The sequence below is a fragment of the Neobacillus niacini genome (genome assembly GCF_030817695.1).
GTDB classification, from domain to species: domain Bacteria; phylum Bacillota; class Bacilli; order Bacillales; family Cytobacillaceae; genus Neobacillus; species Neobacillus niacini_F.
In genome coordinates this window covers 1,111,962-1,133,856 of record NZ_JAUSZQ010000002.1, presented here as the reverse complement: position 1 = coordinate 1,133,856, position 21,895 = coordinate 1,111,962, and the positions used below count along the sequence as shown (strand labels likewise).

Here is a 21,895-nt window from a genome sequence, read left to right as displayed (position 1 = left end):
AAAATAATAAATTTGAATATATTTTAATTCAAATCACTTAAATCAAAAAAAACCTAAATAAAATAAAAAATAAACAAAAGGGGTGGACATCATGGGTTTTTTTAACAAATTATTTGGTACAACAACTACTAAGGAGGAAGAAACAATGACAAATCCAAAATTAAAAATCGGTATTATCTTAGGAAGCACACGTCAAGGACGTGTTAGCCCGCAAGTAGGAGAATGGGTAAAAGGAATCGCAGACGGGCGCGGAGATGCAGATTATGAAATCGTTGATATCGCAGATTACAACCTGCCTTTCTTAGGTGCTACTGATGGAACAGAACCAGGAATTGCTGCTTGGAATGAAAAGCTTGCGAGTTTAGATGGATTCGTATTCGTTGTTCAAGAATACAACCACAGCATTACTGGCGCATTAAAAAATGCAATTGATTTTGCACGTGAAGCTTGGTACAACAAAGCTGCTGGTATCGTAAGCTACGGTTCAACAGGCGGAGCGCGTGCTGCAGAACATTTACGTGGAATCCTTGGTGAAGTAAAAGTGGCTGACGTTCGTACACATCCAACATTGTCTTTATTCACAGACTTTGAAAACGGAAGTGTCTTCAAACCTCAAGATCTACACCAAACCAACATGACAGCAATGCTTGATGAAGTAATCGCTTGGAGCGGAGCTTTAAAAACACTAAGATAATTTTATAAATATGGTTCTTAAAATGCGCCACAGTCTTTATTGACTGTGGCGCATTTTCTGTTTTTACCAGTTTGTCCAAGCCTTGCCTTTCAAAATGCATACCTTATTTTTAGAGGATTATAAAATTTAGATATTATTTTGAAAGGAGAATGACAATTGCCTAAAGTAATCCATTTAAACCTAAGGGTGGACCCGACTCAATATATTCCCCAGATTCGGGAAGTCCCTGGCTATGATTATATTCATTTAGTCAGGCAGCCGAAGTATATGGTTAATCTGCCGCTTCTAAACGATAAGGTTCACTATCTAAGTGAAGTTTTCTCGCCAAAAGAATATGTAGAAGAAAACAAAATATCATTGATGCATGCCCACCATGGCCAATTAGGTTTATTATTACTACCATTTAAGGAAGAAACCAATCTGCCGCTCGTAACCAGCTTCCGTGGCAGAGATGCAACCCTTGCCAATCAGCCAGTCGGCTATTTAGATGGCATGAAAATGCTTTTTGAACAAGGAGAGCGCTTTTTCCCAGTTTGTCAGTATCTAGCACATCGTATTCATTTATGGGGATGTCCCGCGGAAAAAATCAGGGTTCTCTATGGAGGAGTAGACCTTAACCTTTTCCCTTATAAGGGGCCAAATCTACAAGGCTCACAAAACATTGTTTCGATTGGAAGATTAGTAGAAAAGAAAGGGCACCATGTCTTAATGCAGGCGTTTAAAAAGATTAAATCCAAATTCCCAAAAGCTACCCTTACCATTATTGGCGGCGGTGAGTTGGAAGGCTATATTAAATCCCTAGCCGCGCAGCTGAATTTAGGTACATCCTTCCGCCTCCTAAATCGTGTGCCAAAAAGCCAAGTTCCGGAGTTAATGGGAAAAGCTGATATATTTTGCGCCCCAAGTTTAACGGCATCTAATGGAGATGTAGAAGGAATTCCAAATACCATTAAAGAAGCTATGGCAACTGGTATTCCTGTTCTCGCCACGAATCATGCTGGTATTCCGGAAATCATCACCAACAATCAGGATGGTATTTTAGTACGCGAAAACGATGTTGACCATCTTGCTCAAGCATTAGAATTTATGTTACTGAATAGACACCTATGGGAAGGCTATAGCCTAGCCGCTCGTCAAAACGTAGAACAAAATTTTGACCAAAGTAAGCAGCTTCTCTTGCAGGCCAAATATTATGATGAATTGTTAGGGGGATCATAATGGCAGATTTCAGATTAATTAAAGTAACCAAAGGACCAAAAACACTATTAATCGACAACCCCACTAACTATCCTTTAATCGGAATGGGTGCTCTGGGTGCTGTCTTTAAATTATCCGAAGAGCGCTGTGTAAAAATTTATTCTAATACCCTGCAGGCCCAAATGGAATTAGAAGCATTAAAAGCAGGACAGCACTTATCGTTCTTTCCACGATTATATGAATATGGTGAAAACTATATCGTCATGGAATACTTTAATGCACCAACGTTGAAGGAATACATCCGGAATTGTACCTTTATCCCAGAATCGATTACAAGAAAACTTCTGTATATTTTAGGTGAAATGAGAAAGGCACAGTTCACAATGGTTGATGCTCCGTTACGGGATATTTTCGTCCTTGAAAATGAAGAACTTAAGGTAATTGACCATGTAAATGCCTTCAAGCGCATACATCCGGTACCACTTAAATTATTGAGAGATTTAAACATGATGTTACTAAAAGAATCCTTCCTATCTCAAGTAAGAAAATTAGAACCGGACACATATGAAACATGGCAGAGATATTTTGATGAAAACAAAATAGATTACCGAAACATTCCCGTCTTCTCAGGAGGAGATGGTGAAAGAGTAAAAGTGGATAGTGTCATCTCGCAAACATTAATTGGTGCAGGTCATCAAGGTGCGGTCTATCGTATTGCTGAGGATAAATGCGTAAAAATCTATGGAAAACCAGGACATTGCGAAATGGAAAAAACCATTTTATTGGCTAATCAGGACCTTTCCTTTATTCCAAAAGTTTATGAAAGCGGAAATAACTACGTTGTCATGGAATATTTTGTGGGACCAGACTTAAACACCTTTCTAAAGAAACAAACCACCCTTCCACCCGTCGTGACAAAACTCTTATTAGACATTCTAACCTCCCAAAAACAGGCTGGATTTAAACAAATAGATGCCCCTTTACGACATGTATTTGTCACTAACAATGGTTTTAAAATGGTTGACCATGTCTACTCATACTCTCGTCTGCAAGAAAGACCTCTTGAACTTTTTCAAAACCTTCATGAAAGAGGTTTCCTGACTGATTTCCTTGAGCAAGTAAAGGTTCTAGATGCTGCCACACATGCGGAATGGACGAAAACGCCTATCCCACTTACCGAAGAGGAAGTACAAATGGAAATTAAGGACATTCCTACTGTTTTGCCAGTAATAAAAAATCGCAGCAGTAAAAAAGGGAATGGCCATAAAAAGGACAAGGGTCATGGTAAGGACCACGACCATAAAAAAGGGCATGATCGTAACAGTCAAAAAAGGGAGCACGGCGGTAAGAGGGATAACAAGGATATAAAAAAGGGAAATGATCGTAAAAAAGGATCGGATAAAAAATGAACATTTTAGTGACAGGTGCGGCAGGTTTTATTGGGTACCATCTTTCTAAACGTTTGTTAGCCGAAGGTCATCACGTAATCGGTGTGGACAACCTTAATGACTATTACGATGTTCGTCTAAAAAGTGAGAGGCTAAAACAGCTGGAGAATGACGAAAAGTTTACTTTTTACAAAGTAGATTTAGCCGATTCAGCAGGCTTAAACAAAATTTTTGAGAGTCATACTATCCCCATTGTGATAAATTTAGCTGCGCAGGCCGGGGTCCGTTATAGTCTCACCCATCCACACTCCTATGTTCATTCCAACCTAGTAGGTTTTGTGAATATTTTAGAGGCCTGCAGGCATTATCAAGTGGAGCACTTGCTATATGCGTCTTCTAGTTCTGTATATGGAGCCAATACCAAAACACCATTCTCTACCCAAGACCCTGTTGACCATCCGATTAGTATCTATGCGGCTACAAAAAAAGCGAATGAATTGATGGCACATACCTACAGTCATTTATTCAATATCCCGACTACTGGACTTCGTTTCTTTACCGTGTATGGACCTTGGGGCAGACCAGATATGGCCTATTATTCTTTTACAAAGAATATAATCGAAGGGAATCCGATAAAGGTGTACAATAATGGCGACATGCGCAGGGATTTCACCTATATTGATGATATTGTCGAAGGTATTCTAAAATTACTAGAACAGCCGCCTGAGCCAGATCCAAACCGAGACCTTGACCCAAGTACAAGTCATGCTCCCTACAAAGTCTATAATATTGGCAACAATAGCCCCGTCAGATTAATGGATTTTATAAACACCTTAGAAAATATCATTGGAAAAAAAGCAAAGATTGAATTTCTCCCTATGCAGCCTGGAGATGTAAAAGAGACCTATGCAGATATTACCGACCTGCAGAAAGCGGCCGGTTTCTCCCCTTCTACCCCATTAGAAATCGGGTTGGGTCATTTCGTAGAATGGTATAAAAAATACCATAAATAAGATCTTTCTCAAATCAAGAGACCGGTTATTTAATCGGTCTCTTGTCTATTTAGTACATAGAAATGTAAAAAATATCAAAGTATAGTATTATACTGCTTTATAAAATCGTTAGGAGGTTGAACCTGTGCAGAGGAAAGCAATCTTGAAGATATTGCTGATTATGATTTTTCTAACTGTAACATCTTTAGCCAATAGCGATCAAAGTAAGGATATTCAAGCATTTACTAACCAGGTACTCCAGCAAGGTTCCTCGGGGGAAGATGTGATTGAACTGCAATCACGCCTTTCCTATAATGGCTTTTATAAAGGTAAAATTGACGGGGTTTTTGGATGGGGTACATATTGGGCAGTTCGGAATTTTCAAGATCAGTTTGGTCTTCCTGTTGATGGGATTGTCGGGGCACAAACGAAGGCCATGCTTGTAAAAGCAACAAAATATGAAAAGCAAGGCAGTTCAGGTAGTACTAGCGCCAATGTTCCTAATGGGTACAGTCAAAACGATATCCAATTAATGGCGAACGCCGTATACGGAGAATCACGAGGAGAACCCTATATTGGTCAAGTCGCTGTGGCCGCTGTTATACTAAATCGAGTTCAAAGCGCTTCATTTCCGGACACCGTTGCCGGCGTTATCTATGAACCAGGAGCCTTCACTGCTGTTGCCGATGGACAAATTAATTTAACACCCAATGAAACGGCAAAGAAAGCCGTTTTGGATGCAGTAAACGGATGGGATCCTAGCGGAAACGCCATTTATTATTTTAATCCGGATACAGCAACAAGCAGCTGGATATGGAGCCGCCCTCAAATCAAGAAAATCGGTAAACATATATTTTGTAAATAAAAACAGGCTGACTCATTTCCAACCTTAGAGTCAGCCTTATTTTGTCTATTAGAAAACAATGGTTTTATTTTGATGGACAATAATCCGGTCTTCGATATGCCATTTAACCGCCCGAGCCAAGACACTTCTTTCTATTCTGCGGCCAATCTTTTTCAGATTATCGACATCATCACGATGATCGACACGGGCAATATCCTGCTCAATAATTGGTCCTTCATCAAGGTCATTGGTTACATAATGAGAGGTTGCTCCAATTAACTTTACACCGCGGGCATGGGCACGCTCATAGGGTCTTGCCCCAATAAACGCCGGTAAAAAGGAATGATGAATATTAATGATTTTCTTTGGATTGGCAGCAACAAATTTAGGAGTCAGAATTTGCATATAACGCGCTAATATTACTAAATCAATCTCATACTCTTTCAACAGTTCAAGCTGCTGGGATTCGACCTGTTCACGAATATCCTTATTTGCGGGAATATAATAAAACGGGATATTCAATCCTTCAACCGCCTCCCTTGCCTCCTCATGGTTACTGATGACAAGCGCAATATCCGCCATTAAATCACCGCTTTGCCATTCCCAAAGTAATTCAAGCAAACAGTGAAGCTCCTTCGACACAAAGATTGCCGCTTTTTTCACATGATAGACATGCGCTAATTTCCAATCCATCGAAAACTTCTCAGCAATCGGAGCAAACTGCCCTTCCATATCCTTTGCCTTTTCCTTTAGATTCGGGCATTCAAATTCAATTCGGATAAAAAATTCTCCTCCTTCCGGATTGGTTGAATACTGACTAGATTCGATGATATTGGCTTGATACGAAAATAAAAATTGCGAGATGGCTGAAACAATCCCCGGCTGATCCGGACAGCTGACAAGCAAACGGCCACGATTACGGTTCTCTTGTTGGAACTGTTCTAATTGATCCTTTATGTATGAATTCATCATCATAACTCCTCTATTTATTATTAGAAAAGATTATACAGCAGACAGCCTAGAGAAGCGAAGTTTTTATTGAAAATTCTAATTTTATTTCACAAGTAAATAATGGTAAAATTTTTAAAAAGGAGGTTGTCTTTGCTATGAAAATTGCTTTCATTTCTGATATACACGGGAATGCCATCGCCCTTGATGCGGTACTTGCGGATATTGAGAAGCAAGGGATTGATAAAATTTATGTGCTGGGTGACACTTGTTATCGCGGACCAGAGCCTAAACGTTCTCTTGACCTAGTCCGCTCTTTACATACGGAAGTAATAAAAGGAAATGCCGATGAATGGGTCGTGCGTGGTGTTCGAGAAGGTGAAGTGGCTGATAAGGTCCTAGAGTTAATGAACCTTGAACGCCAATGGATTGTGGAGCAGCTAGAACCATCAGACATGGATTATTTAGAGAGCCTGCCTACTCAATTAAATCTAACAATCGAAGATATTGCGATTTCAGCGTTCCACGCCACGCCAACGAGTTTATTTGATATCGTACTGCCTAACGCTGATGACAACCAAATCGAAACACGTTTAATGCAGGCACAAAATGTACAGGTATTCGTTTATGCACATATCCACAAACCATATATTAGATACCTAAATGGCAAGGTCATTATCAACATCGGCAGTGTGGGTTTACCATTCGATGGCCTGGCAAAAGCATCCTATGGACTGGTTGAAGTCGAGGACGGACATATCAAAACTTCTATTAGAAGAGTAAGTTATGATCTCGAAAGTGTCGTGGCACTCTATCATGAAGTTAATTACCCAAATGCAGAAATGATGAGTAAGGTTATTCGGAATGCAAAAATTTAAAGATAAAATCGCTGTTCCCTTTTTGACAGCGGTTTTGCTTTTTAAAAAAAAGTGGAGTTTAATAGGGATACAACAGAATTTATTACGATGGATAAGATTTATTAATAAATAAGTGCCGAAGACTTGAACGATCTTCGGCCTTATTTAAATTTGCCCTGTAAGCCCTTTTGGTCAGACGTAAAGAACGTCTCTACCAATTCAACACTAGTGGGCCTGCTAAAATAGTAGCCCTGCATATTATGGCAGCCAATACTGCATAAGAATTGATATTGTTCTAACTCTTCCACTCCCTCTGCCACCACATTCATCCCTAGGTTCCTGCCCATTGCCACTAATGTCCGACAAACAGACCGCTGATTTTTATTGTCTAAACCTTCAATGAAAGACTTATCTATTTTTATCGTATTAAATGGATATTGAACAAGATAGCTAATGGAAGAATAACCAACCCCAAAATCATCGAGGATAATATCCACCCCAATATCCTGTAATTCTTTTATCGTGGTCAATGTTTTCTGGATATTCGTCATCGCTGTTCTTTCGGTGATTTCAATCTTTAACAGATTTGCTGGCAGCTGATGCCGTGCTAATGTTTCCTTAATACCTTCAAGGAACGATTTCAAATTAATTTGTCTTGCTGGGACATTAATCGATACATAAAATGGCGGCAAGTTCATATCCGCCCATATTTTTCGCTGTCTACTTGCAGTTTCCAACACCCAATTGCTTAACTTAATAATTAAATCTGATTCTTCGGCAATTTCGATAAATTCTCCGGGTGTGATGGCCCCTAAAATAGGATGCTGCCAACGGAGAAGAGCTTCTACCCCAATCACTCGTTTTCCGTAAACATCAACAATTGGCTGATACACCAGATATAATTCATTTTTTTCAATGGCTTTATGAAGATATTGCTCTAGCAGCAATTTTCGTGATAGACTTTTCGCCATTCCTAATTCATAGGACTGAAACCCTATCCCGCTTTCCTTTGCAAGGTACATCGCTTGGTCTGCCTTCTGTATTAATCCTTCTGTCTCGTACCCATGATCAGGGAAAATACTCATCCCGATACTGGCGCTCAGTACAAACTCATTACCAAGCAGCCGGATTGGTTCTGCTATAATCCCATTTATTTTTGCTGCCGCCTCATGAAGCTCCTCTTTTGTGGAAAGGTTTTTTAGCAAGATTACAAACTCATCCCCGCCTTGGCGAGTGATAATATCATCACTTCTCAAACTGCCCTTCAACCGGTTTGCAATGGCCTGTAAAACCTTATCGCCCATTTTATGACCAAGAGAATCATTGATATATTTAAATCGGTCGAGATCCAAGAATATAACCCCGACCTTCTTTTTCTTTTCCTTTGCTTCTTTTAATACTTTATGAAGCTCATAATCCAATTTCCTCCGGTTCGGCAGACCAGTCAATGAATCATGAAAAGCTAAAAACGTTAATTTTTCCTCAGCTTTTTTCCTTTTTGTAAAATCGGCAACAGTCCGATCAATCCTCTTAATACCAGTAGAAATAGTATCCCAACTCCAAGGGATGGAATGTAAAAAATTATTTTCATTTGATACCCTGGTCATATAGCCAAATATACCGATAATTACACCATCTACTATTACCGGAATGGAAGAGATATTTACATCTGTCACATGACCGTTCCGATTTCTAATCCTCGTTTGAACACTTTTCTTTTCTCCCTTAAGGACAGCATTAATATGCTCAATCGTCTTGTAAATCTCCTCTTCTTCAATTACCGTGACAAAATTCCGTTGATAATCATGATGTCGTTCATAACCTGTTATTTCTTGAACAGCTCCATTCGAAAAAACAATACTGCCCTCCAAGTCCATCAAATAACACGGAAATGGAACGTTTGAATGTAAGAACTTACAAATCTCTACAAAAGAACTTATATCTGGCTTTTTGATATCATACCTCAAGAGAGAAATCTCCTTTCCATGAAAACTGAGGATTAAACACTACTTATAGTGACCTTATACCAAACGTGCAAAAATAGCTGTGATTGATATCAACAAACTCAGACATTATTTTCACCTTTTACTACTAATCAAACGATTGCTTACTATTGTCTCAAACCCTTAGGAAAAACCAAATTATATCGATTTCCTGGAAAATATTCTGTCGAAGATGGTTTTCCAAAAGTCGAAAAAAACTCTATTTGAGAGACATGCTTTTCTTTTTTTCTCAACCTCTTTTTGGCATCTTTTTACTATGGCAGTTAACACTATGAATTAAGTAGTTTGTACCATTGTCATTGAAAGCGCTTTACTTTATAATGAATGAAACCAATCGGAAACTAAGAAAAGGATAATCTACAACTACAATAGGGAGTGGATTTCATGGACGAGCAGGGTAATTTTGCTTATGGGCTGGTTTGGGGTACTTCATTAAGTGTACCGCTATGGATTGCGTTTTTCGGTTGGATAAAGTTACTCCTTCGAATTCTATTCTAGTGATATAAATACCCTTGCCAACAGCTGCTGACAAGGGTATTTTTTTTAATATTGTTGTTTTTTATGCCATTTCCAGGCATCGCCAATAATCTGTTCCAAATTCCGCTCTGCTTTCCAGCCTAATTCACTGTAAATCTTTTGTGATGAAGCAACGAGCCTTGCAGGATCTCCTGCACGCCGGTCAGCCATTTCAACATTTGCATTAACCCCAGTAACTCTCTCACACGTCTCAATGACCTCTTTTACGGAATACCCGAGACCATTTCCTAAATTGTAGACCTCAGCATTTTTCTTCTCACTTAATAAAGCCTCAAGAGCAAGGATATGTGCGCTGGCCAAGTCAGTAACATGAATGTAATCACGAATACATGTACCATCCGGAGTATCATAATCAGAACCAAAAACGGAAACTTTTTCACGCTGTCCTAATAGCTGCTGTAGAATAATTGGAATTAAATGTGTTTCTGGGTCATGACTTTCACCAATCTTAGATGATTCATGTGCGCCAGCGGCATTAAAGTAACGAAGAACGACATAGTTTAGGCCATATGCTTTAGAAAAATCAGCAAGCATTTGTTCAATCATTAATTTAGAATGACCATAAGGATTAATCGGTGATGTGACTGTTTGTTCATCGATAATCTCAACATTTGGAATCCCATATGTAGCCGCAGTTGATGAAAAAATAAAGTTCTTTACCTTGTTTTTCATCATTACCTTTAAAAGCGTTAACGTAGCTGCTACGTTATTTTCATAATACTTGAGCGGATCAACCACAGACTCTCCTACCAAACTGAATGCTGCAAAATGCATAACCGCCTTAATTGGATAACTGGAGAAAATCATTTGTAAGTCTTCTTCATTTCCGAGGTCGCCCTGTACAAAAATAGCTCTTGTATCAACTGCCTTAAGATGACCTGTAGACAGGTTATCTAACACAATTACCTCTTCTTTTTCCACTAATTCCTTAACAAGATGACTGCCGATATAACCGGCACCGCCAACAACAAGAATCATCGTCATTTCCCCTTATGTAAAAAAATTTTCTTATATGTTTTATTTTATCACAAAATCATTGTAACAAATTCACCCCCAACTACGTCCAAAATTAATTTTCGAAAAAAAGGCACTAATCCTTGTTCCTATAGTAGTGGATTAAATTTCCAAAAAGATAGTTATATAGGACTGATTTATTATTATGGTAACTAAACAACTCCCTTTATGAATATTAATGAATTAACCCCACGAAAGGAGTGAGTATGCAATGAGTGTATTAGAACGTAGTCCTTTTTTATATTTACTTTGTGTCATCGCTGGTTTTGCCTTATTAAGAGTACCGCTAACCGGATTTTGGGCCCCTCTTAGCCCATTAGTTGTTCTAATTGGAGTCCTCGCGATCCTTATATTCTCTCTTGTATTAATCATCCAAGGGGTACTTTCTTTAGTAAAAAGAAGGTAGTTTGAAAAATAGGCAACTTTGAAGAGAGCGATTTCTTTTGCTCTCTTTTCCTTTATTTGAAGACTGCAAAAAAATTTTTATATTTTATCAAATTACCTATCTATAGAGGATGATAACGCTTCAACTAGAAAAGATTAATTATTATTTTAAAAAAGGGATTTGACTTTTTACTATTCCTACAGTAAATTAATTAACAAGTTCAAAAAATGAATAAAGTAAAAATACTTCTTATCAAGAGAGGTTGAGGGACTGGCCCTATGACACCTCGGCAGCGGAATATCTGATTCTGTGCCAAATCCAGCAAGTGCGACTTGATAGATAAGAAGAGGACCTATGATTTTTTAATTTGCCCTCTTCTTTTACAAAGAAGAGGTTTTTTATTTTTAACTGAATAATATTTCTTATCCAGAGAGGTTGAGGGACTGGCCCTATGACACCTCGGCAGCGGAATATTTGATTCTGTGCCAAATCCAGCAAGCACATGGCTTGGGAGATAAGAAGAGTTTTTGCTATTGCTTTTCATTGGCATACCCTCTTCTTGTTTCTAGGAAGAGGGTTTTTTACTTTTTATAAAGGAGAGATAAACCATGATCGAATTTCAGAATCTTAAAAAGGTTTATGAAAGTGGCGGACAGCAGGTTGCCGCACTGAACGGAATTGATTTGAAGATTAATAAGGGAGAGATTTTCGGAGTAATCGGGTTTAGCGGTGCCGGTAAAAGTTCACTTATCCGCTGTGTAAACTTACTAGAGCGTCCTACTTCAGGTAGTGTAATAGTCGATGGTCATGACCTCACTTCTATGTCCGTTAAAGAAGTCCGTGAGATTAAGAAAAATATTGGAATGGTTTTTCAGCACTTTAATCTATTAAACTCAAAAACAGTGTTTGCAAACGTGGCAATGCCCCTGACACTTGCCAAGGTTCCCAAGGAGGCAATTAAGAAGCGCGTTCAGGAACTACTAGAATTTGTCGGATTAGCAGACAAAGCGGACTATTACCCTGACCAGCTTTCAGGCGGACAAAAGCAGCGAATTGGCATTGCAAGGGCCTTGGCAACACAGCCTTCGATTCTGCTTTGCGACGAGGCCACATCTGCACTTGATCCACAGACAACCAGCTCGATTTTGCAGCTGTTGAAAAAAATCAATAAGGAATACAACATCACGATTCTCATTATCACCCACGAGATGGCGGTAATTAGAGAGATATGTGACCGGGTGGCTGTGATCGAAGCGGGAAAAATTATTGAAGAAGGCACGGTGTTCGATGTCTTTTCAGCTCCGAAAACACAGACAGCCAAAAACTTTGTAAGCACCGTCATGAATGACCAGCTGCCTGATTCTATTAAGGATATCATCCAAAAGCATGATGGAATGCAGAGGATTTTCCGGATCAATTTTGTCGGCAGCACTGCGGGTCAGCCGTTATTATCAGAACTGGCCAAACAGTTTGATATTCATATCAATGTCTTGTTTGGCAATATTACAGAGCTTCAAGGAACTCCTTTTGGAAACCTCATTGTTGAGTTCCAAGGCTCTGACAAAGAAGTCATCCGGGCATTAACCTATATTAATCAGAAAAATATCAGCATAAAGGAAGTGGCTGCACATGCTAGTTAATTCAGAGCAAATTATCTCTGCTTTAATTGAAACGGTCCAAATGGTCGCTTTTTCACTCTTGTTCTCAACCATCCTTGGTCTGCCGTTAGGAATCTTGCTTGTCGTTACACGGAAAGGTCACCTGCTTCAGAATCTGCCGTTTTTTAATATATTAAATGGAGTTATTAATATTTTCCGATCCGTTCCATTCATCATTTTATTGGTGGCGATGATCCCCGTTACAAGATTGATTGTTGGAACTTCGATTGGAACCGCAGCAGCAGTTGTCCCTCTCGTTTTCTATGCAGGTCCCTATATTGCTAGATTGATAGAAAATTCATTACTAGAGGTTGATCCTGGTGTCATCGAAGCAGCAGAGGCAATGGGCGCAACCCCATGGCAAATTATTACTAAATTTCTTATTCCAGAGGCACTCAGCTCACTCGTTCTTGCCCTGACTATCGCGACCATCGGTCTTGTTGGTGCTTCGGCAATGGCTGGCGCAGTTGGCGGTGGTGGAATTGGGGATTTGGCCATTACATATGGCTACCAGCGTTTTGATACCGTCACGATGATGATTACAGTAGGAATTCTGATTGTGATCGTACAAGGTCTACAGTCATTTGGAAATATAGCAGCAAAAAAAATTAGACGAAGATAACTAGGAGGAAACATACCATGAAAAAACTATTACTATCCATCATTATTATTGCATTAGCCATTATTGGCGCTGGCTGCGCTGAAGAAAAAACATCGGAGGGTAAAGAATCCACTACAGTTAAGCTTGGTGTTAGCGGAACCGATACACGTATTTGGGATTTTGTAGCGAAAAAGGCTGAAAAAGAGGGAATCAATATCGAAATCGTTTCATTCTCTGATTACGTTGCTCCAAACACTGCTCTAGCAGAAGGCGAAATTGATGTTAATGCATTCCAAACCGTTGCCTATTTCGATGTATTTATTAAAGAACACAATTTAGACCTAGTGCCTATCGCGACAACCGTCCTTGCTCCAATGGGAATTTACTCTGAAAAATACAAAGATGTCAAAGACATTCCAGATGGTGCAAAAATTGCGCTTCCGAACGATGCATCTAATCAAGGCCGTGCATTATTACTTCTTCAAGAAGCAGGACTCATTGAATTACCTAAAGATTTCGATCCAAATGGTGACTTAACGCAAATAAAAGAAAACCCTAAGAACATTGAATTTGTTTCTGTTGTACCGGCACAAACACCAAGAGCATTGCCGGATGTTGCCGCTTCTGTAATCAATAACGGGATTGCGGGCGATGCCGGTCTTAGCCCATTAGAAGATGCGATTTTTGTTGAAAGTGAAACAGCTACCCCTTACCTAAATATTATTGCTGTCCAAGCAAAGGACAAAGACAACAAAACTTATAAGAGAATAGCAGAACTTTACCAATCGGAAGATACAGCAGAATTTATTGAAAAAGAGTACAAAGGCAACATGATCCCTACATTTGTACCATTAAGCAATATTGGATGGTAGAAAGAAAAGCTCCAGCGCCTTGCTTAGGCGCTGGAGCTGGACAATCTAAGGAGGAGAAATGATGTCAGAAACTCTTAGGTCGATTACAACATTAAAAGAAACAATCATTGAAAATGTAGAAAGCAATAAAGAGCTTTACCTTTCAACTAGCCATAGAATTCATGAAAACCCTGAAATCGGCAACGAAGAATTTTTTGCTTCTACCCTTCTGACAGACATTCTTTTAAAAGAAGGCTTTGAGGTTGAAAAGGCAGTTGCTGGACATGAAACGTCATTTATCGCTCGTAAAAAGTCAGACAAACCAGGCCCTTCTATTGCATTCCTAGCTGAATATGACGCCCTTCCTGGTCTAGGGCATGCCTGCGGACATAATATTATCGGAACAACTAGTGTCGCTGCAGCGATTGCCTTGAGCAAGGTTTTATCAGAAACAGGCGGAGAAGCAGTTGTTTTCGGTACTCCGGCAGAAGAAGGCGGTCCAAATGGCAGTGCAAAAGGCAGCTTTGTTAAACATGGACTAGTGAATGGGATTGACGCCGCACTTATGATCCACCCGAATGCTGAGACGCGGTTAACCAGTTCATCTCTTGCTGTAGATCCACTGGACTTTGAATTTATCGGAAAACCGGCACATGCCTCGGCCAACCCGCATGAAGGAATTAATGCACTCGACGCAGTCATTCTGTTGTTTAATGGAATCAATGCCTTAAGGCAGCAGCTGCCGGGCGATGTTCGAATTCATGGAATCATCACCCATGGCGGGGATGCACCAAATATTATCCCTGAATATGCAAAGGCAAGATTTTACATCCGAGCTGCTACAAGAACTGGTTTGAACGAAGTTACCCAACGAGTAAAAGCAGTTGCAGAAGGCGCGGCATTGGCTACAGGGGCAAAGTTAAACGTTATTGCCTTCCAAAATGAAGTTGATAACCTTCTATTAAATAATTGTTATAATGCTGTATTCAAGGAAATCGTGGAAGAACTTGGTGAAACCGTGGTTGAAAGTGGGGACAAAGGCATCGGCTCAACAGACGCAGGAAACATCAGTCAGGTTGTCCCAACTATTCATCCCTATATAAAAATTGGTGCCAGCAGCCTTATTCCACATACGGTACCATTTAGAGAAGCAGCAGCATCCCCTAAAGGAGACCAAGCTTTGATTACGGGTGCAAAAGCTCTTGCACTAACTGCGTTAAAACTGATTACAGACCCTGGTACATTAGCTCAGATTAAAGCGGAATTCAAAGAAAGAAAAGCAGCAGAATCCAAATAAAAAGACGCTCAGAGACTGAAACTTGTCGCTGGGCGCTTGTGTTTATAATTTTCTCATTTTGAACATGGATGATTCATTTCAAAACATCTTTAAAACTTCTCTCAAAGCAAACGAGTGGTATGCCTCTTTTTTCGTAATGAGGCCAAGTCTCCAGTGTAATGTTGGTTCTGCTATTGGAACAATTTGAACGTTTGGGTTATTTTGCTTGCTGTAAATAGACCTTGGCAGTAGAGTTATGCCAAACTCGGATGAAACAAGCTCCAGTATTAAATCCCACTGAGAACTCTGATAAGAGACCTCCGGAATAAAACCTGCCTCTATACAAACATTTTTAATATAGTCATGAAGTGTAAACTCATCTGAAAAAAGAATAAACTTCTCTTCTTTTAATTCGCTTATCTCAACGGTGCTCCGCATCGCAAGCGGGTGCTTTTTATGTACATAAAGAACAAACTCATCTTTGATAAATGGCTGCACATTAAACTTTGAAGTATCAGCCGGCAGCACGATAATGCCGAGGTCAACCTGACCGTTCTCAACAAGCTGACCGATTAGTTTTGCACCCCGTTCCACTAAATGCAAAGAAACGTTAGGATATTTTTCCTGAACTCGCATTGCTATATTCGGAAAAAACAAGGTGCCAATTAGCGGTGGAATCCCTATTTTTATTTCACCTGATGTAACGTTCTTTAAGTCATCAAGGAGGTTGGTGATTTCAGACAATGACTCTAGTGCCTTTTGAGCTTGCTCATAAACAATTTGTCCGGCATCAGTTAACCGTAAATGACGGGTGGAGCGGTCGAACAATTCTACGTTCAATTCTTCTTCTAGCTTTTTCACAGCCTTACTGAAAGATGGCTGTGAAAGATAGGAATGTTCCGCCGCTTTTGTAAAACTTTGATGAATCACCACTTCAATAAAAGATTTTAAATCCCGAAGTTCCAAATTAGCCCCTCCATTTATTCCGGAGATTCATATTATTTATTCTTTTTATGTATTTTACTTATAAATCACCTGCATGTAAACTAGTAAGTAATAGAATATTCAGACTAAAAAGGGGAGAATATTGATGAAATCTACTAAATTAGTTACTTCTTTTTCGGAAGCGGTTTCAGACATTCAGGATGGTGCTACTTTAATTGTCGGCGGCTTTGGTTTGTGCGGTATTCCTGAGTTTGCGATTCAAGCTTTGAGGGAAAAGGGGACAAAAAATTTAACGGTGGTCAGTAACAACTGTGGTGTGGATGACTGGGGTTTAGGGCTGCTCCTAGCAAACAAGCAAATTAAGAAAATGGTGTCCTCGTATGTAGGAGAAAACAAAATTTTTGAACAGCAATTTTTAAGTGGTGAACTCGAAGTAGAATTGACGCCACAAGGCACCTTAGCTGAACGTATACGCGCTGGCGGTGCAGGTATCCCAGGTTTTTATACGGCAACAGGTATGGGAACCCTGATAGCAGAAGGAAAAGAAGTCAAGGAATTTGATGGAAGAACCTATCTGCTTGAACGCGGGATTGTTGGGGACTTTGCTCTTGTGAAAGCGTGGAAGGCAGATACACTTGGCAACCTCGTTTACCGTAAAACATCACGCAATTTTAATCCACTTGCTGCAATGGCAGGTAAAATTACGATTGCTGAAGTCGAAGAAATCGTTGAGGCCGGTGAGCTAGACCCAGATGAAATTCACACACCAGGTATTTATGTGCAGCGTATTTTAGTTGGCAGCAACTATCAAAAACGGATTGAACGGCGGACAGTAGTTCAGGCTTAACTCGAGAAAAAAGGAGCGAATGAAAATGAGAGACACTCGTTTAACGATTGTGAAAAGAGCGGTGCAGGAAATTAAAGATGGAATGAATGTTAACCTAGGAATCGGAATGCCGACACTTGTTGCCAATGAGATTCCTCAGGATTTCAACGTATTATTACAGTCGGAAAACGGACTGCTTGGTATTGGACCTTACCCGATAGATGGTCAGGAAGATCCAGATTTGATTAATGCAGGAAAAGAAACGATTACAACCGTTCCTGGATCTTCTTTTTTTGACAGTGCTGAATCCTTTGCGATGATTCGCGGCGGTCATATCGACTTAGCAATCCTTGGAGGCATGGAAGTGTCTGAAAATGGTGATCTTGCGAATTGGATGATTCCAGGAAAGATGGTCAAAGGAATGGGCGGGGCTATGGACCTTGTCAATGGAGCCAAACGGGTCGTCGTGATTATGGAACACGTCAACAAACACGGAGAATCTAAAATAAAGAAAGAATGCACTCTTCCACTTACTGGTAAACAAGTGGTACATCGTCTCATTACTGATCTTGCCGTTTTTGATTTCACACCAAATGGTATGGTCCTAATTGAGACTGCTAGTGGAGTCAGTGTTGAAGAAGTTAAGCAACAAACAGAAGCCACATTCACAGTGTCAGAACTACTCACTGAAGTTCGATAGATAAGAAAAGACGATTCGAGGGGGACGAATCGTCTTTTTGCTGCCTATTATTATGCTGTTACTTTTGCTTTATTTTTTCTAACGGTTTTGTTGATGAATGGAACTACCCAGTAGTCTAAACCGAATTTACCTGCATTAAAGCCTGCAGTTAAGATGATGAAGCCTAAGAAAATATCTGTTGGGTTATGAGAAACTGTTCCTGCTAAGAAAAAGCTGAAGTTCATTACTAGACCAAAGAACATTGCTGCTGTTGTTAAACATCCAAGCATAAGTCCTAAACCGATTAATGTTTCACCCCAAGGAACGATGAAGTTGAACACATCAATGTTTGGTAAAGCAAAGCTTTCTAGAAAGTTAACGTACCAGCCGTAGACCATATTGCCGTCTGGACCAGTTACTGGTTTGGCAATCGCTCCTTTTAGGAATCCTGAAGCGTCAAAGCCGCCTGTAATTTTATGAAAACCAGCCGTGAACCAAGAGTAGCCAAGGTATAAACGAATAATAGTTAAAATAGCTGCAGAGATTTTATTTTCTCTTAAAAAATTGTTAAACATAAGTCATTCCGCCTTTCAAAATTTGTTTGCTCTTTATACTTACACTATACTCGGTTTCTAACTTTTATAACATGAAAATGTGAATAATTTCACAATGTGTTCAAAATGATTTGACAGAATGTTGAACAGCATTTATCGAGACCACATAAAAAAGGAAAGGTTTCCCCCTTCCTTTTTTTAAGAAAACCCTGCAACTGTAAAAAGAATTGCCAATCCAACGATTAGAATTAGCGCTAAATATCCAATAATACTTAGAATGGTAACAATCCAGCCGACTACCTTTCTATCTGTTTTAATTAAATAAATCCCTAAAGCAATCGCACCAAAAATGAAACCAAGTATTCCCCATAAAACGGGGTTTTTGCCATGCTTTTTAGAATCAATCACTAAATAAATGGTGAGGATGATATTTAAAGCCAATCCAAAAAAACCTTCCAAAATTCCCTCTCCCTACTATGTATATTCGTTAAGTAAAATATACCAAGAAACCATTAAAAAAGCATGTTTTTGGCAATATTCCTGCCAAAAACATGCTTATTTTATCCGACTTGTTCTACGCTCTCCTGCTCTAACTTTCCTCGTTTATGATATCCCTTACCATAATAGAAGGCTGTTAAGATCCCAAGCCAAAGTGGTCCAACGATTAACGCGACTCTAGTATCTGGGAAGAACGCCATTAATCCTACTACTAGAAGTAAGAATGCTAATGAAAAATAAGATGTGAATGGGAATAACGGCATCTTATATTTTAGACCTCTCAATTGAGTTGGCGTTAAACTCTTACGATACTTGATTTGTGATAATAAAATCATCGACCACGTCCAAATCGCACCAAACGTTGAAATTGCTGTTACCCATGTAAATACTTTTGCTGGTACTAAATAGTTAAGAACAACACCCACTAATAGGGCACCCGCTGTTACTAAAACAGCTTTACTAGGAACACCATTCTTGTTTAATTTACCTAATCCCTTTGGTGCCTCATCATTTTCAGCTAAGTTAAAGAGCATTCGTGCAGTACTAAAAATACCACCGTTACATGAAGATAGCGCAGCCGTTAAGACAACAAAGTTAATGATTCCAGCTGCAGCCGGGATTCCAAGCTTATCAAAGGTCAAAACGAACGGACTGCCTTGAGCGCCGATTTCGGTCCAAGGATAAATCGACATAATGACAAACAAGGCACCTACATAGAAAATAAGAATTCGCCAGAAAACGGTATCAATCGCTCTAGCTAATGTTTTTTCCGGATTCTTTACTTCCCCGGCAGTAATCCCAATCATCTCAATACCTAGGAAAGCAAACATAACCATTTGTAAGGACATTAATACCCCAGTAATCCCATTTGGAAGGATTCCTCCATTCTCCCAAAGATTGCTGATACCAGTTGCAATACCGCCATTACCAATCCCTAAAACTATCATTCCAAGACCACTTACAATCATAAATATAATGGTAATAATCTTAATTAACGCAAACCAAAATTCAAGTTCACCATAGGCTTTTACGTTTAAGAAATTGACGGAAGCCATAATGACGAGAGCTGCCAGCGCCCAAATCCAGCGAGGCACTTCTGGGAACCAATACTCCATGTAGATTCCTGCTGCCGTAATCTCAGCCATACATGTTACAACCCATAAGAACCAATAATTCCATCCTGTCAAGAAACCAGGCAACGCACCTAAATAGTCACGAGCATATTGACTAAAAGAACCGGCCACAGGTTTTTGAATCGCCATCTCACCAAGAGCCCTCATAATAAAGAACATAATCATTCCGGCAAATGCATAACCGAGAATAATACCAGGTCCCGCAAGCTTAATAGCAGTTGCTGACCCTAGAAACAGACCTACCCCAATCGCTGCTCCTAAAGACATAAGCGTAATATGTCTTTCTTCTAAACCTCTTTGTAATTGATTTGAATTTTTTTGCATAGTCTACCCCCTATAGTTGAATTCTCCTATTTCCCTTTTGCGCTAAAAAAGATACAATATTATTCGAATAAAACCTACTGCTTCTATTTAAATAATATCCCCCTATTCTTTTTTTGAATTGATAGCGTTTACAAAGGTTTCTAAAATATTAAAAGTTAAAACTTTGTGACATTAGTATAACATATCTGTGAACATTTTATATTGTAGTATAAAAACAAATCTATTAAAACATTATTGTTTTAAATGACAAATACGTTACATTGTGCACAATCTCATTGATAAAGGTGGTAAGTGAAATGAAAAATGATCCGTTCCGCGCAAGTTTTGATAGTTTAGAAGAATTTGCAGATATGGTAAGTGAAGTCTTACAATGTCCAATAACAATAGAAGATGCGAACCATCGTCTCCTCGCCTACAGTACCCATGATGATCGAACCGACCCGGCACGGATTGCCACGATTATTGGCCGCCGGGTACCGGAAAAAGTGATTAATTCCTTATGGAAAGAAGGGGTCATTCCTTCTTTGTTAACCAGCCGTGAGCCTGTCAGGGTTAAGACGGTGGATGAGATTGGGTTAGGAAATAGAGTTGCCGTATCGATTTGGAAAAATGATGAAGTACTCGGCTTCATTTGGGCGTTAGAGATTGAAAAAACTTTAGGCGACGAAGAAATCGACTGTTTAAAGCGAGCTGCGGACGCAACCAAAAATAAACTAATACAACTTCAGAACCGTAAAAATAAAAAAGAAGAGCAATTTCAAGAGTTTTTCTGGCAGCTTCTAACGAGTCATCTTTCTTCCACTGAAGAAATTACTGATAAGTTTCTAGCGCTGCAAATTTCGCCTCCTACACTATTTGCGGTAGCCGTTTTTCAATTTTCAAAGGAGTTAGGAAGAGACGATGAAAAGCAAATTGCCTATCTATTAAAAACCATTCAGCTGCCAAAGATATTGCTGTACACCATTGACCATCAACAATTAATCTTGTTTATTTCTCTAGATGGAATTAGTCAGCCAGTGTATAAACTAAATGCATTTTGTGAGCTGTTCGTAGCGAAGATGAAAGAGCGTTTTGGAATTGAATCCATCGTTCAGGGCTATAGCAGTGTTTATAGTGATTTAGGAAAAGTGGAAAAATCGTACAAAGAAGCTCGAACTGTACTATCCGTAAAAAGAAAATTCCCTAGTGAAGCAAAGGATATCCATGGTTACCAAAGCTTAGGAATTTATAAATATATTGATGTTTTAATAGAGAAAGCAGGTACAGACCAAAATGAAAACTATTCTCTTAAAAAGCTTCAAGACTATGATAAAAAAAATAACACCGACCTTGTAGCCACATTAGAAGTTTTTCTAAACAAAGACAGCAATGTCCACGAAGCAGCAAATGTGCTAAATGTACACACCAACACCTTAAATTACCGGCTCAAACGCATAGCAGAAATAGGAGAAATAAACCTACGAGACCCAAACCAAAAAATAACCCTCTACTTAGACCTTAAGCTTGAAAAGTATAAATAACAGAAGGTGCCTGTCAACGGTGACAGGCACCTTCTGTTTGAATATTTCAACAAAACTATATTTTATTTTTCTATTTGTTATCCCTCTCTCTTTTCCTTTTATATCAAGGTATTTGTGAATGTTTTGTGTAATTTCACAAATTGAGTTCTGTTATTTCTGCTTTCTAAACAA

The 21,895-nt window shown here is 39.3% G+C and carries 21 protein-coding genes and 2 riboswitches; of the genes, 14 read left to right on the top strand and 7 right to left on the bottom strand.

Translation table 11 applies throughout. The features are described from left to right. Nucleotides 1–91: 91 nt before the first annotated feature. From QFZ28_RS05840 to sleB, 5 genes are all read left to right on the top strand, one after another. Entirely contained in the window at nt 92–694 is a 603-nt protein-coding gene (locus QFZ28_RS05840) for an NADPH-dependent FMN reductase (RefSeq protein WP_307193775.1), read from the top strand. A gap of 156 nt (nt 695–850) precedes the next feature. Beyond that, complete coding sequence (locus tag QFZ28_RS05835; RefSeq protein WP_307193774.1) at nt 851–1,912, top strand: glycosyltransferase; 1,062 nt, start codon at nt 851–853, stop codon at nt 1,910–1,912. Next, nucleotides 1,912–3,300 carry a hypothetical protein gene (locus QFZ28_RS05830; RefSeq protein ID WP_307193773.1) on the top strand — a complete coding sequence of 463 codons (1,389 nt, stop codon included), beginning with the start codon at nt 1,912–1,914 and terminating at the stop codon, nt 3,298–3,300. Before QFZ28_RS05835 ends, QFZ28_RS05830 begins: the two co-directional genes overlap by 1 nt. Next, on the top strand, nt 3,297–4,292 hold the full coding sequence (locus QFZ28_RS05825; protein ID WP_307193772.1) for an NAD-dependent epimerase: 996 nt from the start codon (nt 3,297–3,299) through the stop codon (nt 4,290–4,292). Before QFZ28_RS05830 ends, QFZ28_RS05825 begins: the two co-directional genes overlap by 4 nt. A 124-nt stretch (nt 4,293–4,416) precedes the next feature. Continuing rightward, nucleotides 4,417–5,136 carry a spore cortex-lytic enzyme gene (sleB, locus tag QFZ28_RS05820; protein WP_307193771.1) on the top strand — a complete coding sequence of 240 codons (720 nt, stop codon included), beginning with the start codon at nt 4,417–4,419 and terminating at the stop codon, nt 5,134–5,136. 48 nt (nt 5,137–5,184) lie between these two features. On the opposite strand, the gene purU is transcribed toward sleB, so the two are convergent. Further along, nucleotides 5,185–6,084 carry a formyltetrahydrofolate deformylase gene (gene purU, locus QFZ28_RS05815; RefSeq protein WP_307193770.1) on the bottom strand — a complete coding sequence of 300 codons (900 nt, stop codon included), beginning with the start codon at nt 6,082–6,084 and terminating at the stop codon, nt 5,185–5,187. A 137-nt stretch (nt 6,085–6,221) separates the two neighbouring features. Between purU and QFZ28_RS05810 the strand changes: the two genes are divergently transcribed. Then, complete coding sequence (locus QFZ28_RS05810; protein ID WP_307193769.1) at nt 6,222–6,941, top strand: metallophosphoesterase family protein; 720 nt, start codon at nt 6,222–6,224, stop codon at nt 6,939–6,941. A gap of 140 nt (nt 6,942–7,081) precedes the next feature. Here the strand turns inward: QFZ28_RS05810 and QFZ28_RS05805 are convergent, their stop codons facing one another. Together QFZ28_RS05805 and galE are read right to left on the bottom strand one after the other, a co-directional pair. Beyond that, nucleotides 7,082–8,887, bottom strand: coding sequence for a sensor domain-containing protein (locus QFZ28_RS05805; protein ID WP_307193768.1), 1,806 nt, complete (start codon nt 8,885–8,887; stop codon nt 7,082–7,084). Nucleotides 8,888–9,466: 579 nt separating this feature from the next. Further along, nucleotides 9,467–10,438 (bottom strand): UDP-glucose 4-epimerase GalE, encoded by a 972-nt coding sequence (gene galE / locus QFZ28_RS05800; protein ID WP_307193767.1) that lies wholly within the window; start codon nt 10,436–10,438, stop codon nt 9,467–9,469. A 247-nt stretch (nt 10,439–10,685) separates the two neighbouring features. On the opposite strand from galE, the gene QFZ28_RS05795 reads away from it, so the two are divergent. The 5 genes from QFZ28_RS05795 to QFZ28_RS05775 all read left to right on the top strand — a co-directional run bounded on the left by QFZ28_RS05795 (nt 10,686) and on the right by QFZ28_RS05775 (nt 15,266). Beyond that, nucleotides 10,686–10,880, top strand: a complete 195-nt coding sequence (locus QFZ28_RS05795; RefSeq protein WP_307193766.1) for a hypothetical protein — start codon at nt 10,686–10,688, stop codon at nt 10,878–10,880. A gap of 225 nt (nt 10,881–11,105) precedes the next feature. Further along, nucleotides 11,106–11,205, top strand: a riboswitch (SAM riboswitch). A gap of 73 nt (nt 11,206–11,278) precedes the next feature. Further along, nucleotides 11,279–11,380, top strand: a riboswitch (SAM riboswitch). Nucleotides 11,381–11,467: 87 nt separating this feature from the next. After that, nucleotides 11,468–12,499 carry a methionine ABC transporter ATP-binding protein gene (locus tag QFZ28_RS05790; RefSeq protein ID WP_307193765.1) on the top strand — a complete coding sequence of 344 codons (1,032 nt, stop codon included), beginning with the start codon at nt 11,468–11,470 and terminating at the stop codon, nt 12,497–12,499. Next, on the top strand, nt 12,489–13,139 hold the full coding sequence (locus QFZ28_RS05785; RefSeq protein WP_307193764.1) for a methionine ABC transporter permease: 651 nt from the start codon (nt 12,489–12,491) through the stop codon (nt 13,137–13,139). Before QFZ28_RS05790 ends, QFZ28_RS05785 begins: the two co-directional genes overlap by 11 nt. Before the next feature lie 17 nt (nt 13,140–13,156). Further along, nucleotides 13,157–13,990 carry a MetQ/NlpA family ABC transporter substrate-binding protein gene (locus QFZ28_RS05780; protein WP_307193763.1) on the top strand — a complete coding sequence of 278 codons (834 nt, stop codon included), beginning with the start codon at nt 13,157–13,159 and terminating at the stop codon, nt 13,988–13,990. A 58-nt stretch (nt 13,991–14,048) separates the two neighbouring features. Beyond that, the gene (locus QFZ28_RS05775; protein ID WP_373428045.1) at nt 14,049–15,266 is read left to right on the top strand and encodes a M20 family metallopeptidase; all 1,218 of its coding nucleotides are present in this window, start codon (nt 14,049–14,051) and stop codon (nt 15,264–15,266) included. Between the two features lie 78 nt (nt 15,267–15,344). Here the strand turns inward: QFZ28_RS05775 and QFZ28_RS05770 are convergent, their stop codons facing one another. Next, the gene (locus QFZ28_RS05770) at nt 15,345–16,211 is read right to left on the bottom strand and encodes a LysR family transcriptional regulator (protein ID WP_307193761.1); all 867 of its coding nucleotides are present in this window, start codon (nt 16,209–16,211) and stop codon (nt 15,345–15,347) included. Nucleotides 16,212–16,335: 124 nt separating this feature from the next. On the opposite strand from QFZ28_RS05770, the gene QFZ28_RS05765 reads away from it, so the two are divergent. Together QFZ28_RS05765 and QFZ28_RS05760 are read left to right on the top strand one after the other, a co-directional pair. After that, on the top strand, nt 16,336–17,037 hold the full coding sequence (locus QFZ28_RS05765; protein ID WP_307193760.1) for a CoA transferase subunit A: 702 nt from the start codon (nt 16,336–16,338) through the stop codon (nt 17,035–17,037). A 25-nt stretch (nt 17,038–17,062) separates the two neighbouring features. Beyond that, nucleotides 17,063–17,716, top strand: coding sequence for a CoA transferase subunit B (locus tag QFZ28_RS05760; protein ID WP_307193759.1), 654 nt, complete (start codon nt 17,063–17,065; stop codon nt 17,714–17,716). Between the two features lie 50 nt (nt 17,717–17,766). Here QFZ28_RS05760 and QFZ28_RS05755 read toward each other — a convergent pair whose 3' ends face one another. The 3 genes from QFZ28_RS05755 to QFZ28_RS05745 all read right to left on the bottom strand — a co-directional run bounded on the left by QFZ28_RS05755 (nt 17,767) and on the right by QFZ28_RS05745 (nt 20,204). Then, nucleotides 17,767–18,270 carry a DoxX family protein gene (locus tag QFZ28_RS05755; RefSeq protein WP_307193758.1) on the bottom strand — a complete coding sequence of 168 codons (504 nt, stop codon included), beginning with the start codon at nt 18,268–18,270 and terminating at the stop codon, nt 17,767–17,769. A 177-nt stretch (nt 18,271–18,447) separates the two neighbouring features. Next, nucleotides 18,448–18,708: a hypothetical protein gene (locus QFZ28_RS05750; RefSeq protein ID WP_307193757.1), complete on the bottom strand. Its 261-nt coding sequence runs from the start codon at nt 18,706–18,708 to the stop codon at nt 18,448–18,450. A 101-nt stretch (nt 18,709–18,809) separates the two neighbouring features. Next, entirely contained in the window at nt 18,810–20,204 is a 1,395-nt protein-coding gene (locus QFZ28_RS05745) for an amino acid permease (protein WP_307193756.1), read from the bottom strand. Nucleotides 20,205–20,500: 296 nt separating this feature from the next. Between QFZ28_RS05745 and QFZ28_RS05740 the strand changes: the two genes are divergently transcribed. After that, complete coding sequence (locus tag QFZ28_RS05740) at nt 20,501–21,724, top strand: PucR family transcriptional regulator (RefSeq protein ID WP_307193755.1); 1,224 nt, start codon at nt 20,501–20,503, stop codon at nt 21,722–21,724. Nucleotides 21,725–21,895: the final 171 nt, after the last annotated feature.